This is a genomic window from Dactylosporangium sp. NPDC051087 (assembly GCF_055586325.1).
Map to the genome: position 1 here is coordinate 1 of NZ_JBVJIJ010000060.1, position 15,975 is coordinate 15,975.

The 15,975-nt window shown below is 69.6% G+C and carries 14 protein-coding genes; 11 read left to right on the plus strand and 3 right to left on the minus strand.

The window, feature by feature from the left end; translation table 11 throughout:
• Positions 1–135 precede the first annotated feature (135 nt).
• Positions 136–663: an AAA family ATPase gene (locus ACZ6TV_RS53560; RefSeq protein ID WP_465309190.1), complete on the minus strand. Its 528-nt coding sequence runs from the start codon at positions 661–663 to the stop codon at positions 136–138.
• Between the two features lie 115 nt (positions 664–778).
• Between ACZ6TV_RS53560 and ACZ6TV_RS53565 the strand changes: the two genes are divergently transcribed.
• The 9 genes from ACZ6TV_RS53565 to ACZ6TV_RS53605 all read left to right on the plus strand — a co-directional run bounded on the left by ACZ6TV_RS53565 (position 779) and on the right by ACZ6TV_RS53605 (position 12,010).
• Complete coding sequence (locus ACZ6TV_RS53565) at positions 779–1,156, plus strand: hypothetical protein (RefSeq protein ID WP_465309192.1); 378 nt, start codon at positions 779–781, stop codon at positions 1,154–1,156.
• Positions 1,157–1,456: 300 nt separating this feature from the next.
• The gene (locus ACZ6TV_RS53570; RefSeq protein ID WP_465309194.1) at positions 1,457–2,467 is read left to right on the plus strand and encodes a LacI family DNA-binding transcriptional regulator; all 1,011 of its coding nucleotides are present in this window, start codon (positions 1,457–1,459) and stop codon (positions 2,465–2,467) included.
• A 20-nt stretch (positions 2,468–2,487) separates the two neighbouring features.
• Positions 2,488–3,303 (plus strand): exodeoxyribonuclease III, encoded by an 816-nt coding sequence (locus tag ACZ6TV_RS53575; RefSeq protein WP_465309196.1) that lies wholly within the window; start codon positions 2,488–2,490, stop codon positions 3,301–3,303.
• A gap of 491 nt (positions 3,304–3,794) precedes the next feature.
• Positions 3,795–4,796, plus strand: coding sequence for an ABC transporter permease (locus tag ACZ6TV_RS53580; protein WP_465309198.1), 1,002 nt, complete (start codon positions 3,795–3,797; stop codon positions 4,794–4,796).
• 184 nt (positions 4,797–4,980) lie between these two features.
• Positions 4,981–6,726 (plus strand): ABC transporter substrate-binding protein, encoded by a 1,746-nt coding sequence (locus tag ACZ6TV_RS53585; protein WP_465309228.1) that lies wholly within the window; start codon positions 4,981–4,983, stop codon positions 6,724–6,726.
• A 139-nt stretch (positions 6,727–6,865) separates the two neighbouring features.
• Positions 6,866–7,867, plus strand: a complete 1,002-nt coding sequence (locus tag ACZ6TV_RS53590) for an ABC transporter permease (protein ID WP_465309200.1) — start codon at positions 6,866–6,868, stop codon at positions 7,865–7,867.
• A 52-nt stretch (positions 7,868–7,919) separates the two neighbouring features.
• Positions 7,920–8,996: an ABC transporter ATP-binding protein gene (locus ACZ6TV_RS53595; RefSeq protein WP_465309202.1), complete on the plus strand. Its 1,077-nt coding sequence runs from the start codon at positions 7,920–7,922 to the stop codon at positions 8,994–8,996.
• Between the two features lie 11 nt (positions 8,997–9,007).
• Positions 9,008–10,138: an ABC transporter ATP-binding protein gene (locus tag ACZ6TV_RS53600; RefSeq protein ID WP_465309204.1), complete on the plus strand. Its 1,131-nt coding sequence runs from the start codon at positions 9,008–9,010 to the stop codon at positions 10,136–10,138.
• Between the two features lie 168 nt (positions 10,139–10,306).
• A complete protein-coding gene (locus ACZ6TV_RS53605) occupies positions 10,307–12,010 on the plus strand; it encodes a S8 family serine peptidase (RefSeq protein ID WP_465309206.1) in 1,704 nt (567 codons plus the stop codon).
• Positions 12,011–12,032: 22 nt separating this feature from the next.
• On the opposite strand, the gene ACZ6TV_RS53610 is transcribed toward ACZ6TV_RS53605, so the two are convergent.
• Positions 12,033–12,407 carry a response regulator gene (locus ACZ6TV_RS53610; protein ID WP_465309208.1) on the minus strand — a complete coding sequence of 125 codons (375 nt, stop codon included), beginning with the start codon at positions 12,405–12,407 and terminating at the stop codon, positions 12,033–12,035.
• Positions 12,408–12,466: 59 nt separating this feature from the next.
• Between ACZ6TV_RS53610 and mgrA the strand changes: the two genes are divergently transcribed.
• Positions 12,467–13,420 (plus strand): L-glyceraldehyde 3-phosphate reductase, encoded by a 954-nt coding sequence (gene mgrA / locus ACZ6TV_RS53615; protein ID WP_465309230.1) that lies wholly within the window; start codon positions 12,467–12,469, stop codon positions 13,418–13,420.
• On the opposite strand, the gene ACZ6TV_RS53620 is transcribed toward mgrA, so the two are convergent.
• On the minus strand, positions 13,409–13,906 hold the full coding sequence (locus ACZ6TV_RS53620; protein ID WP_465309210.1) for a hypothetical protein: 498 nt from the start codon (positions 13,904–13,906) through the stop codon (positions 13,409–13,411). The two genes, mgrA and ACZ6TV_RS53620, sit on opposite strands and share 12 nt — an antisense overlap.
• 121 nt (positions 13,907–14,027) lie before the next feature.
• Here ACZ6TV_RS53620 and ACZ6TV_RS53625 point away from each other — a divergent pair, with 121 nt between their 5' ends.
• Positions 14,028–15,365, plus strand: a complete 1,338-nt coding sequence (locus ACZ6TV_RS53625) for an MFS transporter (RefSeq protein ID WP_465309212.1) — start codon at positions 14,028–14,030, stop codon at positions 15,363–15,365.
• Positions 15,366–15,975: the final 610 nt, after the last annotated feature.

Sequence of the window (15,975 nt, forward strand, 5' to 3'; positions counted from 1 at the left end):
CCCCCCCCCCCCCCCCCCCCCCCCCCCCCCCCCCCCCCCCCCCCCCCCCCCCCCCCCCCCCCCCCCCCCCCCCCCCCCCCCCCCCCCCCCCCCCCGCTTCCGTGTCTCAGGGGGACGCGTGGCCGCTTCCGGGTCTCAGGGGGCGCGCCAGGCGGCGATGATCGCCTGCGCCTCGTCGGCGACCTCGTCGGGCTCCAGGTCGTCGGTGTCCAGGACGGCGTCGACGCGCCCGCGCAGGTCGTGCCGGGCGGTGAGGTAGGCGCCGAGCTGGTCCAGGCGCCACGTCTGCGGGCCGTCGTCATCGTCGTTCTCGACCCGCTCGATGAGCACCGGCGCCGACACGTCCAGCAGCAGGTGGCGTACGTCGTGGCCGCGGCCCCGCAGACCGTCGAACAGCTCGCGCAGCACCGCGTCGCGCAGGACGGTCATCGGCACGATGAGCGGGTCGGCGCCGCGGGTCTGCCACGCGGCGGCGGTGACCGTGGCCGAACGCCAGGCCGGCAGGTCCTGGTAGTCGCCGGTCCTGAGCAGCCCGACGGTGCGTTTGAGGACCCAGCCGATGCGCTCCGGATCGAACGCGCGCGCCTTCGGGTCGCGGCGGCACAGCTCCTTCGTCAGGGTCGTCTTCCCCACGCCGAAGGGCCCATTGATCCAGACGATCACGGGCTCCACCCTTTCACGGCTCCCCGGTGCGGCCCGGGCACGGCACGCGCGGGCTGCCAGGTTCTTCGCAGCGGGCGTCGAGCGGGATGGCAGGCCAGGGCGTCATACATGAGTCATGGACATGTTGACCCTCCCCCAGCGCTCCGCCTCCGGCCTCGACCACGTCACCGTGCTGCTGGTCGCCGGCGGCAACCGCTTCGCGGACCTGACCCGCCACCTCCCCCAGGACTGGACGGTCCTGCGGCGCCCGGCGACCGATCCGGTGATGCGCGACCCGGACATCGTGGTGCTCGACGACCCCGGTCCCAGGGCGGTGACCGCCACCTGCCTGCGTCACCCGGCCTCGGCGATCGTGGTGGTGCTCAGCCCGTACAGCGACCATCACGAGGTCGTCGACGTGCTCGAGGCGGGCGCCGACGCGTGTGTGCGTTCCAACACCACTGCCGTCGTCGCCGCACATGTGGAAGCCTGCCGGCGACGTCAGGCGGCATAGGGTATTTGGCGTTTCCGACAACATATTCCAGAGAGCGCTTTCAAAGGGTTTCACGATTGACAATGCGCTAGTCATGGGCCACTCTGAATCGTGTCTTGAGAGCGCTCTCAGGCCGATTGGCGGCCAGGGTGACCAGCCGATCGTCCAGGCGAATCGTGATCAGGGTGTAACCGGTGTGAGGGTGCGGCGGGCGGCGGAGCGGCATGCTTCGTCGCCCGTCCCTTTTTGTGCGCCATACCATCGGGCGACTTCAGTCATGATGTGTCCGGTAGACAGATATGGGGGAAAGCGCAGATGGTGATGTCGGGGCGGGATCGGCCCACGCTGGAGAACGTCGCACAGCGTGCCGGGGTGTCGCGGGCCACCGCCTCCCGCGTGGTCAACGGCTCCACCTCCGTCGCGCCGCACATCCGCGACAAGGTCCTGAGCGCGGTCGACGCGCTCGGCTACGTCCCCAACCAGGCGGCGCGCAGCCTGGTGACCCAGCGGACCGACTCGATCGCCCTCGTCGCGTCCGAGACGACCAGCCGGGTGTTCTCCGACGACCCCTTCTTCGCCGCCGTGATCCGCGGCGTCAGCCTCGAGCTGGAGGCGGCCGACAAGCAGCTCGTGCTGATGATGGTCGGGCCGTCCGGGCCCAGCCACGACCGGGTCGAGCGCTACGCGACCGGCGGCCACGTCGACGGCGCGATCATCTTCTCCATGCACGGCGCGGACCCGCTGCCGGAGCGGCTGAGCCGGGCGGGCGTGCCGGTGGTCTGCAACGGCCGGCTGCTGACCCAGTCCCAGGTGCCCTACGTCGACGTCGACAACGAGGACGCGGCCCGCACCGCGGTGCGCCACCTGCTGGACACCGGCCGCCGCCGGGTCGCGACCATCGCCGGCCCGCAGGACATGAGCGCCGGCATCGACCGGCTCAAGGGCTACCGCTCCGCGATGCAGGACGCCAGCCGGCGCTCGATCGTCGCGGTCGGCGACTTCACCCGGCAGTCCGGCGCCCTGGCGATGAGTCAGCTGCTCGCCGACGACCCCCAGCTCGACGCCGTGTTCGCCGCGTCCGACGCGATGGCCGACGGCGCGCTGCGCGCCCTGCGGCAGAACGGCCGCCGGGTCCCCGACGACGTCGCGGTCGTCGGGTTCGACGACATGGAGTTCGCCCGCGACACCGAGCCGCCGCTCACCACGGTCCGCCAGCCGATCACCGACATCGGGCGCACCGTCGCCCGGCAGGTGCTGCGGATGGCGGCCGGCGAGCAGATCGAGCCGGTCCTCCTCCTTCCGACGGAGCTCATCAAGCGCGAGTCGGCTTGAGATAGGGCATTGTGGGACGGGTGAGACTCGCGACCTGGAACGTCAACTCGGTCAAGGCCCGGCTCCCCCGTCTCCTGGAGTGGCTCGGCACGGCCGCGCCCGACGTGCTCTGCCTGCAGGAGACCAAGGTCGGCGCGGACGGTTTCCCCGCCGAGGAGGTCGCCGCGCTCGGCTACGAGGTCGCCGCGCACGGCGAGGGCCGGTGGAACGGGGTGGCCCTGCTGTCCCGCGTCGGTCTCGACGACGTGGTGCGGGGCTTCGAGGGCGACCCCGGCTGGGGCGGTGAGCCCACCGGCGAGGAGGGCCTGTTCGACTCGCCGCGCATCGAGGCCAGGGCGATCTCCGCGACCTGCGGCGGGGTCCGCGTCTGGTCGGTGTACGTGCCGAACGGCCGCACCCCCGAGTCGGCGCACTACACGTACAAGCTGCGCTGGCTCGAGGTGCTGCGCTCCCGCGTCGCCGACGAGCTCGCCCGCAGCGACCGGCTCGTGGTCTGCGGCGACTTCAACGTCGCGCCGACCGACGCCGACGTCTTCGACCCGCGGGCCTTCGCCGGCGCGACCCACGTGACCGCGCCGGAGCGCGAGGCCCTCGCCGCGCTGCTGGGGGCCGGGCTGCGCGACGTCGTGCCGGTGCCGATGAAGGGGCCGAACCCCTTCACCTACTGGGACTACCGCGCCGGGATGTTCCATCAGGACAAAGGCATGCGGATCGACCTCTTCTACGCGAGCCCGGCGGTCGCCGACGCGGTCAAGGCGGCGTCCATCGACCGCGAGGCGCGCAAGGGCAAGGGCCCGTCGGACCACGCCCCCGTCGTGGTGGACATCGATCTTTGAGTACGCTCCGTGACCAGGACACCCTGCCCGGACGGTACTGTTAAAAGTGAAACGATCAAGTAAAGTGATGGATGGCCCCAAGGCCTCCTGATGTGCGTGCTTCGTCCGCAACGCAGCGTGATCACACCGTTACCATGAGCCGGTAATTCGCCCGTTTCGGGGGTGTATGATCCAAAAGTCGTTGTGCTTGGATCACGCCCTCATCACGGCCCGGCGTGGACTTGGTTACAGGACGGGGGGTGACCCTTGACGATCGGCCGAACGGGAGACAGGGTTCCTCCAACGGAGGCGACACACCAAGTCGGCTTCGTGCACGCTCTGCCCGTGGACCGAACCTGCGGATAGGGCACCAGGAGTCCACGAAGACACAGCCGATCGGCTGCTGACTGCCACGGGCCCCGGTCCGGCCGACACGCGGTTCCACGCTGCGACGGCCGAGGCTGTCGGCTGTGCAAGGCGGGCAAGCGGCCGGGGAGAGGGGCGCCACGCCCATGACTATGGGACCCGTCACGTCCAAGAGCGACGAGCAGGTGCCGAGTGTCGAAGAGGCGACCAGCACGCCGCCTGGTGTCACCGCCAAGGCCATCGAGGGGCGTTCGCTCGGTCAGATCGCCTGGACCCGTCTCAAGCGCGACAAGCTCGCCCTGACAGGTGCCGGCGTCATCGTGTTCCTCGTGCTCGTCGCGATCTTCGCGCCGCTGATCAACAAGGTGTGGGGACACCCGATCAACGAGTTCCACCAGGACAAGATCAACCCGAACCTGGGCGGCATCCCCGAGCCCGGCACGTGGGGCGGCATCAGCAAGGAGTTCCTGCTGGGCGTCCAGCCGGTCACCGGCCGCGACATGTTCTCGCAGATCATCTACGGCGCGCGGGTCTCCCTGCTGGTCGCGCTGTCCGCCACGGTCGTCGCGGTGATCCTGGGCGTCGTGCTGGGCATCTGCGCCGGCTACTTCGGCGGGTTCGTCGACAGCGCGGTCAGCCGCCTGATGGACCTGATCCTCGCGTTCCCCTACCTGCTGTTCTCGATCGCGCTCATCTCCGTCGTGCCGGTCACGACCGCGTGGCGCATCGGCGTCGTCGTCGGCGTCATCTCGTTCTTCAGCTGGCCGTACATCGGCCGCATCGTGCGCGGGCAGACCCTGTCCCTGCGAGAACGTGAGTTCGTCGAGGCGGCCCGCAGCGTCGGCGCCGGCCCCACCCGGATCCTCTTCCGTGAGCTGCTGCCCAACCTGGTCGCACCGATCCTCGTCTACTCGACCCTGGTCATCCCGACCAACATCGTCTTCGAGGCGTCGCTGTCGTTCCTCGGTGTCGGCGTGCTGCCCCCCACTCCCTCGTGGGGCCGTCTGCTCTCCGACGCGGTGAACTACTACACCTACGACCCGGTGTACATGTTCGTGCCGGGCCTCGCGATCTTCATCATGGTGCTCGCGTTCAACCTGTTCGGCGACGGTCTGCGCGACGCGCTCGACCCCAAGGCCAACCGCTAACCACCGTCACCGGCGCTGCCACGCCCCCTGGCACCCCGTGCCCGGACCGGCTCCCGTACCAGGGATCCGTCTCCGTGCCACCCCGATCTCCGCTCGCACAGCAGCACAGCTCGGACGGCCCGTCCCTCGGCGGGTCGCGCCAAACAAGGAGGGAAACCTAGTGAGAATGAGGACAGGGGCATTGGTGGCCGGTTCGGCCGCTGTCGCCCTGGTGTTGTCCGCCTGTGGGTCGGGCGGCGACGACAAGACGCCCAGCACGGGCGAGAGCACCGCAGGTGTGACCGGCTTCAACGCCGCCACCAAGGGTGTCGTCAACCCTTCCGACAAGAAGGGCGGCACGCTCAAGCTCGTCAACCACAGTGACCCGGACTCGTTCGACCCGGTCCGCGCCTACTACGCGTGGGTCTGGAACTTCCAGAAGGGTTACTACGTCCGGACCCTCCTCACCAACGCGTCGAAGCCGGGCGAGGACGGTCTGAAACTCGAGCCCGACCTGGCCGAGAAGCTGCCGGAGATCACCGACGGCGGCAAGACCTACACCTTCAAGCTGAAGGCCGGCGTCAAGTTCGAGGACGGCTCGCCGATCACCTCGAAGGACATCAAGTACGGCATCGAGCGCGTGTTCGCTCAGGACGTGCTGTCCGGCGGCCCGACCTACATCGTGGACGTGCTGGACCAGGGCCAGAAGTACCCCGGCCCGTACAAGGACACCGACCCGGACAAGCTGGGCCTGAAGTCCGTCGAGACCCCGGACGACACCACGATCGTCTTCAAGTTGAAGGAACCGCTGTCGGACTTCAACTACCTGCTCGCCATGCCCGGCTCCGGCCCGGTCCAGAAGGCCAAGGACACCGGCGACAAGTACGGTGACAAGCCCGTCTCGACCGGCCCGTACAAGTTCCAGTCGTACGACCCGGGCAAGAAGGCCGTCCTGGTCCGCAACGAGAACTGGGACGCCAAGACGGACACCATCCGTAAGGCGCTGCCGGACCAGATCGACCTCACCATCGGCACGGCCGTCGAGGAGATCGACAACCAGCTGCTGAGCGGTGACCAGGACATCGACACCGCGCAGACCGGCGTTCAGCAGGGTGCGCAGCCGAAGATCCTGCTCGACCCGGCGAAGAAGGCCAACGCGGACACGCCGACCACCGGCTTCATCCGCTACTTCTCGATCAACACCAAGGTCAAGCCGTTCGACAACATCCACTGCCGCAAGGCCGTGCAGTACGCGACCGACAAGATCACGATGCAGACCGCTCGTGGTGGCGCGGACGCCGGTGGCGACGTGGCCGTGAACATGCTCCCGCCGAACATCGCGGGTCACGACCCGGCGCTCGACCCGTACAACACCAAGTCGGGCAAGCCGCAGATCGACAAGGCCAAGGAAGAGCTGGCCGCCTGTGGCCAGCCGAACGGCTTCGAGACGGTCATCGCCACCCGTAACGCCGGCAAGGAGCCGAAGACGGCCGAGGCGCTGCAGGCCGCGCTGAAGAACGTGGGCATCAACGCCCGCCTCGACCCGACCGACGCCTCGCTGTACTTCCGCTCGACCATCGGCGCGCCGTCCAACGTGCACGCCAAGGGCTACGGCCTGATGATGGCCGGCTGGGGTGCCGACTTCCCGACCGGTTACGGCTTCCTCTCGATCCTGGTCGACGGCCGCTCGATCTCCGCTTCCGGTAACAACAACTACGCGGAGCTCGACAACGCCGAGGTCAACAAGCTGATCGACGAGGCCAAGGCCGCGACCGACCCGAAGGCCGCCGCGGACATCTGGGGCAAGATCAACAAGATCGTCATGGACGAGGCCGTCATGGTGCCGTTCGTGTACGACAAGGCCCTGAACTACCGCAACCCCCGCCTGACGAACGTCTTCGTCACGGAGTACTACGGCATGTACGACTTCGCCAGCCTGGGTGTCTCCTAGAGCTGACTGGTCGCACCTGACCGAGCAATGCCAGTAAGCCGGTAACCCGCCCTTCCGAGGAAACGAAGGCAGGTGAAGGCCACGGCGCCGGCCGGTGAGACGGGAACCCCGTCGAGCCGGCCGGCGTCAGGCCGCACACGTGATCAACTACATCCTGCGCCGCCTGGTCACGGCAGTCGCGCTGCTCGTGGCCGTCTCGGCCGTCACCTTCCTGATCTTCTTCGCGATCCCGAAGGCCGCCGGTGCCGACCCTGCCGAGATGTACGTCGGTAAGTCGGCGACCCCGCGCGACGTCGAAGCGACCCGGGTCAAGCTCGGTCTCGACAAGCCGATCTACATCCAGTACGGACGCTTCCTGAAGGGCATCGTCGCCGGCCGCGACTACAACAACGGCCCGAGCGTCACCCACTGCTCCGCCCCCTGCTTCGGCTACTCCTTCCGCACCGACCGCGAGGTGTGGCCGCTGCTGATCGACCGGTTGCCCGTCACCATCTCCCTCGCCCTCGGCGCCGCCGTCATCTGGCTGCTGTTCGGCGTCGCCGGTGGCGTCATCTCGGCATTGAGACGCGGCTCGATCGCGGACCGCACAGCGATGATCATCGCGCTCGCCGGCGTCTCACTCCCCATCTACTTCACGGGCCTGGTCGCCCAGCAGCTCTTCGTCCATACCTGGCCGATCTTCCAGGGCGGCGAGTACATCAACTTCAAGGACGACCCGGTCGGCTGGGCCAACAAGCTGTTCCTCGCCTGGGTCACCCTCGCCCTGCTCTTCGCCGCGCAGTACACCCGCCTCACCCGTGCGCAGATGCTCGAGACCATGAGCGAGGACTACGTCCGCACCGCGCGCGCCAAGGGCCTCAGGGAGCGCGTCGTGGTCGGCAAGCACGCGATGCGCTCGGTGCTCACCCCGATCGTCACGATCTTCGGTCTGGACCTCGGTGGTCTGCTCGGCGGCGCGATCCTCACCGAGAGCGTCTTCAGCCTCCCCGGCATCGGCCGGCTCAGCATCGACGCGGTGAACGTCAAGGACCTGCCGATCATCCTCGGCGTCACCCTGTTCGGCGCGTTCTTCATCGTCATGGCCAACCTGGTCGTGGACCTGCTCTACGCCGTGATCGACCCGCGGGTGCGGCTCTCGTGACCCTGCCGCAGCCCCGCACCGCTCGACCCGGCACCCCTGGAAAGGAGTGAGCATGTCCACCAGCCTGCTCAAGGACGGCGAGCCGACCCCCGTCGGCTCCGGCTCGCCCGCGGAGTCCTTCCTCGACGTCCGCGACCTGCGCATCCACTTCAAGACCGACGACGGCATCGTCAAGGCCGTCGACGGCCTGACGTTCCAGCTGGAGCGCGGCGAGACCCTCGGCATCGTGGGTGAGTCCGGGTCCGGCAAGAGCGTCACCAGCCTCGGCATCCTCGGCCTGCACCGGCGCGGCTCGGCGAAGATCTCCGGCGAGGTCTGGCTCGACGGCGAGGAGCTCATCGGCGCCTCGCCCGAGCGGGTCCGCGCGCTGCGCGGCGCGAAGATGTCGATGATCTTCCAGGACCCGCTGACCGCGATGCACCCGTACTACACGGTCGGCAAGCAGATCATCGAGGCCTACCAGGTGCACCACAAGGTCAGCAAGGCCGACGCCCGGCGCCGCGCCGTGGAGATGCTCGACCGGGTCGGCATCCCCCAGCCGCAGAAGCGCGTCGACGACTACCCGCACCAGTTCTCCGGCGGTATGCGCCAGCGCGCGATGATCGCGATGTCGCTGGTCAACAACCCGCAGCTGCTGATCGCCGACGAGCCGACCACCGCGCTCGACGTGACGGTGCAGGCGCAGATCCTGGACCTGATCCGCGACCTGCAGGCCGAGTTCAACTCCGCGGTCATCATCATCACCCACGACCTCGGGGTGGTCGCCGAGGTCGCCGACGACATCCTGGTCATGTACGGCGGCAAGTGCGTCGAGCACGCGACCGCGCAGAACATCTTCCGGCGGCCGGAGCACCCGTACGCCTGGGGGCTGCTGTCCTCGATGCCCCGCGTCGACCGGGAGGTGCGCGACCGCCTCGTGCCGATCAAGGGCAACCCGCCGTCGCTGATCAACCTGCCGAGCGGCTGCTCGTTCCACCCGCGCTGCCCCTATGTCGAGCGCAACGGCATCCCTTGCAAGACGGTCGAGCCGTCGCTGACGGAGGGCACGGCCGACCACGGCGTCGCGTGCCACATCCCGCCCGCGGAGCGGCAGGCCATCTTCAAGTCGGACATCGCCCCATCCCTCTGAGGAGCACGACAGTGTCGACGAGCACCCAGTCCCAGCCGGCCCCGGCACCGCAGCGGGGCGGCGAGAACCTCCTCGAGGTCCAAGGCGTCGAGAAGCACTTCCCGATCCTTCGGGGCGCCTTCTTCAAGCGCAAGGTCGGCGCCGTGCGCGCCGTCGACGGCATCGACCTCGCCGTCAAGAGCGGCGAGACGCTCGGCCTGGTCGGCGAGTCCGGCTGCGGCAAGTCCACCACCGGGCGGCTCATGACCCGGCTGCTGGAGCCGACCGGCGGCAAGGTCATCCTGGAGGGGCGGGACATCTCGCACCTCGGGGTCTCGCAGATGCGCCCCCTGCGGCGCGAGATCCAGATGATCTTCCAGGACCCGTACTCATCGCTGAACCCGCGGCACACCGTCGGCTCGATCGTCGGCGCCCCGCTGCAGGTGCAGAACATCAAGACCCCGCACGGGCAGAAGCGCGAGGTCCAGCGGCTGCTGGAGCTCGTCGGCCTCAACCCCGAGCACTACAACCGCTACCCGCACGAGTTCTCCGGCGGTCAGCGGCAGCGCATCGGCATCGCCCGGGCCCTGGCCCTGCAGCCGAAGCTCATCATCGCCGACGAGCCGGTCTCGGCCCTGGACGTGTCGATCCAGGCCCAGGTCGTCAACCTGCTCGACGACCTGCAGCGCGAGTTCAACCTGACCTACGTGTTCATCGCGCACGACCTGTCCGTGGTCAAGCACATCTCGGACCGGGTCGCCGTCATGTACCTGGGCAAGGTCGTCGAGGTCGGTCCCCGTGACGGGCTCTACGGCACGCCGCTGCACCCGTACACGTTCGCGCTGCTGTCGGCGGTGCCGGTGCCCGACCCCGACCGCCGCGACAAGGCGCAGCGGGAGCGGGTCCTGCTCACCGGCGACGTGCCCAGCCCGATCGACCCGCCGTCGGGTTGCCGCTTCCGGACCCGGTGCTGGAAGGCGCAGGAGATCTGCGCCCAGGAGGAGCCGCCGCTGCGCGAGCTCCTGCCGGGCCAGACGGTCGCCTGCCACTTCCCGATCACCGACGAGGAGCGCTCCGCCAAGGGCGCGCAGGCCGCCCGTGCCGCCGCCGCGGAGATCCCGGTCGCCGCGTCGACGGACCCCTTCGCGGAGCCGATCGCGTAACCACAGGACCGTTTGTGCCGGGGAAAGCCGCCATTGCGGCTTTCCCCGGCATTGTTCTGCAAATGCTGGAGTCAATCGACGGCAATACTTGAAAATCTTGAACGAATGCCTTCCGCAGGCGAATGTTTTTCGATCTCATATCCACATCCCCTCGAACCGGGAGGACATGTGGGATTCAACAAAAGGCTCACGGGCGCGGCGGTCATCGCCGCCGCGTTGACCGTGACCGCGGCAGGCCTGCCGGCCCCGGCGAGCGCCGAGGCCGTGGCCAACACGGAGTACACCGTGGTGGCCGCGGACAACGTCTCCGCCAGTGACGCAGCCGCGGCAATCACCAAGGCCGGCGGCAAGGTGCTCGCGACGAACGACACGGTGGGCATGTTCACCGTGCTGGCGCCGCAGAACGGTTTCGTCGAGAAGGCGGCGGCGTCGTCGAAGCTCGTCGGCGCCGCTCACCGCACCGCCATCGGCAAGGCGCCCAAGAAGCAGCAGCCGGGCGACGTCGAGAAGGAAGCGCTCGCCGCGGCGGCGGCGGCGAAGAAGCCCGCCGGTGGCAAGAAGCCCGCCACCGCCGGCATGGACCCGCTGGACGACAAGCTGTGGGGCCTCAAGACGGTCCGGTCCGACCTTGCCCGCAAGGTCAACGCCGGCGACAAGCGGGTCACCGTCGGCGTCCTGGACACCGGCGTCGACGCGTCGCAGCCCGACATCGCCCCGAACTTCAACTGGGCGCTGTCGAAGAACTTCGCGCCGGACAAGGTCGACATCGACGGCCCCTGTGAGGTCGCCAGCTGCCTCGACCCGGTCGGCACCGACGACGGCGGCCACGGCACGCACGTCGCCGGCACCATCGGCGCGGCGGCGAACGGCTTCGGCATCTCCGGTGTCGCGCCGAACGTGTCGATCGTCGAGCTCAAGGGCGGTCAGGACTCGGGGTACTTCTTCCTCGAGCCCGTCGTCAACGCGCTCGTCCACGCCGGCCAGAACGGCATCGACGTGGTCAACATGTCGTTCTACGTCGACCCGTGGCTGTTCAACTGCACCGCCAACCCGGCCGACTCGCCGGCCGCCCAGGCCGAGCAGCGCACCATCATCCGGGGCATGTTCCGGGCACTGACCTACGCGCACTTCAAGGGTGTCACGCTGGTCGGCGCGCTCGGCAACAACCACGAGGACAAGGGCAAGCCGCGCACCGACATCTCCAGCCCGGACTACCCGGCGGACGCCGCCTACGACCGGCCCATCGACAACGCGTCCTGCTGGGACCTGCCGGTCGAAGGCCCGTTCGTCATCGGTGTCTCCTCCCTCGGCCCGTCGCTGAAGAAGTCGGACTTCTCCGACTACGGTCTGGAGCGCATCGGCGTCTCCGCGCCCGGTGGCTGGTTCCGTGACGGCTTCGGCACGGACACCTACCGCACCAACGAGAACATGATCCTCTCCACGTACCCGAAGAAGGTGCTGCAGGAGGAGGGCTCGGTCGACGAGAACGGCGACGTTCTGCCGGAGGCCGAGGGTCTGGTGTACAAGGAGTGCACCGCGGCCGGCAAGTGCGGCTACTACACGTGGCTGCAGGGCACCTCGATGGCCTCGCCGCACGCGGCCGGCGTCGCGGCGCTCATCGTCAGCGCGCACGGCAGCAAGCACGGCAAGGACTTCGGTCTCGAGCCGTGGAAGGTCGAGTACATCCTGTACCAGTCCGCCGCCGAGCACGCCTGCCCGACCCCGCGCCTGCAGACCTACCTGAACGAGGGGCGCAACGAGGAGTTCAACGCCCTGTGTGAGGGTGGCGAGCAGTTCAACGGCTTCTACGGCTTCGGCATCGTCGACGCCTACGCGGCCGTGACCACCAGGACCTGGTGGGAGCACCGCTAGTTCGCTCAGCTGCCTGGTGGCGTCATTTCGGCGCCACCAGGCGGCCCACCCGGTCGACCAGGGCGCTCGGCCGGATCGGTTTGACGTGGTACTCCGTGGCGCCGGCCATCATCGCCTCTTCCGGCCCGCCCATCCGCCCGTACGCGCTGAGCATGAGGATCGGCAGCTGCGCCATGGCGGGGTCGGCCCGCACCGCCTTGCACAGGTCCAGCCCTGAGACGTTGGGCATCCACATGTCGGTGACCAGCAGGTCGAAGCGCGCGGTGCGCAGCGCGTCCAGGGCCTCACGGCCGTTGGTGACCGCGACGACCGTGAGGCCGGCCGCTTCCAGGGCCATGGTGAACAGTTCGCGGATGTCGGGGTCGTCCTCGGCCACCAGTACCGTCGCCTGCCCCATCCCCCCAGCTTAAGATCCTCTCCGTGGCGTATGAGGCGGCTTCGAGCCGATACCAGGACATGCAATACCGGCGCAGCGGGCGGAGCGGCCTGAAGCTCCCGGCGATCTCGCTCGGCCTGTGGCACAACTTCGGGCACGCCCGCGCGTACGAGACCCAGCAGGCGATCGTGCGTCGCGCCTTCGACCTCGGGGTCACCCATTTCGACCTGGCCAACAACTACGGGCCGCCGCCGGGATCCGCGGAGCTCAACTTCGGCCGGATCCTCGCCGAGGACCTGCTCCCCTACCGCGACGAGCTGATCATCTCCACGAAGGCCGGCTACGACATGTGGGACGGCCCCTACGGCGAGTGGGGTTCCCGCAAGTACCTGACGGCGTCGCTGGACCAGTCGCTGCGGCGGATGGGCCTGGAGTACGTCGACATCTTCTACTCCCACCGGCCGGACCCGGACACGCCCCTGGAGGAGACCATGGGCGCGCTGGACCGGGCCGTACGGGCCGGCAAGGCGCTCTACGTGGGCATCTCCAACTACACGCCGGCGCAGACCGCCGAGGCGGCGCGGATCCTGCGGGAGCTGGGCACGCCGCTGCTCATCCACCAGCCGCGGTACTCGATGTTCGACCGCTGGATCGAGGAGTCGCTCCTCGACGTGCTCGCCGCCGAGGGCGCCGGGTGCATTCCCTTCTCGCCGCTCGCCCAGGGACTCCTGACGGACCGCTACCTTTCCGGCATTCCGGACGATTCGCGGGTGCGGACCAGCCGGTTCCTCAACGAGAGCGACCTGACCCCGACGCGGCTGGCCACCATCGAGGCGCTGAACGAGGTGGCCCGCGGGCGGGGGCAGAGCCTGGCGCAGCTCGCCCTGGCCTGGGCGTTGCGCGACCCGCGGGTCACCTCACTGATCATCGGGGCGAGCTCGGTGGCGCAGCTGGAGCAGAACCTCGGCGCACTGTCCGCTCCGCCGCTGGAATCCGACGAGCTCGCCCGCATCGACGAGCTGCTAGCTGAGTAGCCCGTTCAGGGTCGAGATCACGGGCTGGAGGGCGGCGGGCACCGCGCCGTCCTTCGCCACGACCTCGTGGCCGCCGTAGGTGATGCTGTACGTGTAGCCGTCCATGACGTTGGTGCTGCCGTTCTCCTTGGGCAGCTTCGAGAACCCGACCCCGTCCAGGGTGCTCTTGAGGGTCGTCACCTCGGCCGGGGTCAGCTTGCCCTCCTTGGTGCCGGCCTTGGTCGTCAGCGTCCACGCGCCGTCGGGGCGCACCACGAGGCGGTCGTCGGTGCCGGCCAGGCCGCCCTGGCGGGTGAACACCAGCAGTGTGTCACCGACGTTCTGGCTGGCGCTTCCGCTCGCGCTCGCGCTGCTCTGCGGGCTCGCCGGGGCACTGGTGACGGCCGGCGCGCTACTGCCGGCGGTCGTGTCCCCTGCGCCGTCCGCACAGCCCGTCAGGGCCAGCGTGAGCAGGGCGGCGACGGCGATCGGGGTCCTCGACTTCATCGAAGGTGTCTCCATCTCTCTTGGACTGTCCGGTCGTGGTTCGGGTTCCCCGTGACGTGTTCGGTCCTACCTGGGGGTAACTCGCTCGTTTCTTGTCGTACCCCCACGACATGATTGCCCCATGCGCCTCGACCCGTACCGTCACGTCCTCGCTCTCCCCGGCGTACGGTCGCTGATGGTGCTGGCGTTACTGGCCCGCATCCCGATCACCGCGGTCGGCGTCACGATGACCCTGCACGTCGCGCAGGACCTCGATCGCGGCTGGGGCGCCGCGGGGCTGGTCGGCGCCGCCCTGACCGTCGGCACCGCCATCGGCGGCCCGCTCAACGGCCGCTTCGTCGATCGTAAGGGCCTGCGCCCGATGCTGGTCGTCACGACCGTCTGCGAGGCCGTCTTCTGGGCGGTGGCCCCCTCCCTGTCCTATCCGGCGCTGCTGGTCGGCGCCTTCGTCGCCGGCGTCTTCTCGCTGCCCGTCTTCTCCGTCGTCCGCCAGTCGCTGGCCGCGCTCGTCCCCCCGGAGCAGCGCCGCCAGGCCTATGCCCTGGACTCGATGTCGACCGAGCTGTCGTTCATGTCCGGCCCGCCCGTCGCCGTCCTGCTCATGAGCAGCCTGTCCGGCCGCTTCACCATGTGGACGATCGGCGCGTGCCTCGTGCTGGCCGGGACCGCCCTCTTCCTGACCAACCCACCGGTCCACGCACCCGCCGACCCCGACGCCCCCACCGGCGCCACCGCACCGGTCCGCCGCCGCGACTGGGTCACCGCACGCTTCCTCGCCGTCTGCGCCGCCACGGCCGCCACCACGATGGTCCTCGCCGGCACCGACCTCGGCATCGTCGCCATGCTCCGCGAAACCGGCAAGGTCGAGTTCATCGGCGGCGTCCTGGTCGCCTGGGGCGCCTATTCACTGATCGGCGGCTTCGTCTACGGCGCCATGACCCGCGCGGTGCCGCTCGTCGCCCTCCTCGGCGGCCTCAGCCTCTTCACCCTGCCCGTCGGCCTGGTCGGCGACCACTGGTGGCTGCTCTTCCTCGCCCTCCTGCCGGCCGGCGCCCTCTGCGCCCCCACCCTCAGCGCCAGCGCCGACGTGGTCAGCCGCCTGGTCCCCTCCTCCGCCCGCGGCGAGGCCATGGGCTGGCACGGCTCCTCGATGACCGTCGGCCTGGCCGTCGGCTCCCCCCTCGCCGGCTGGGCCATCGACAACGGGTCGCCGGGGTGGGGGTTCGCGACGGTCGGCGCGGTCGGGCTGCTCATCACCGGGGTGCTGTTCGCGCTGCGGCGCGGCAGCACTCCGCTCGACCCGACCCCGTCAGGCTCACCGTCACCGGACGCCACCCTGGCCGCCGCCACAACACCGGCCGCGGCGACACCTGTCACCACGACAGCGACCACCACGGCGCCGATCGCCACCGCACCGATCGCCACCGCACCGACCGCCAGCGCACCGGCCACCTCGTAACCACGCCACCCGGGCCGCTCCAGCGCGCGGCCTGCGCCGCCGATCCGCTGACCACCACGGTCAGCGGACGGGACTGCGCCACCGTGGTCAGCCGTCCAGGTCACGCCGCCGAGGGATGAGGTCAGCGTGTCGGACTGCGCCGCCACGACCAGCCGCGCGGACCGGGCAGGACCGCCCAGGTCAGCGGACCGGACTGGCCAGGACATCAAGGTCAGGGGCTGGAGCGTGCCGCACCATCAGCCGCCTCGGCCGGGCAAGCCGCTCACGGAGTTCAAAGGGGCCGGCTCGCTACCCGGGCCGCTCCAGCCCGTGGCCTGCACCGCCACCCGCCGTCTGGCACGGTCAGAGGACCGGACTACGCCGCCACGATCAGTCGCCCGGACCATGCCGCTGCCCGCCGAGGTCAGCAGGTCGGACTGTGCTACGGAGATCAACGGACCGGACTACGCTGCCACGATCTTCCGCCCGAACCGGACCGGACCGCACTGTGCCGCCACGATCAACCGCCCAGACCTGCCCACGCCGCCGCCCGCCTAGCTCAGCGAGCCGGACCACTTCTCCACGATCGGCGGACCGCTCTGCGCAGCCACGATCAACCGCCCCGACCGGG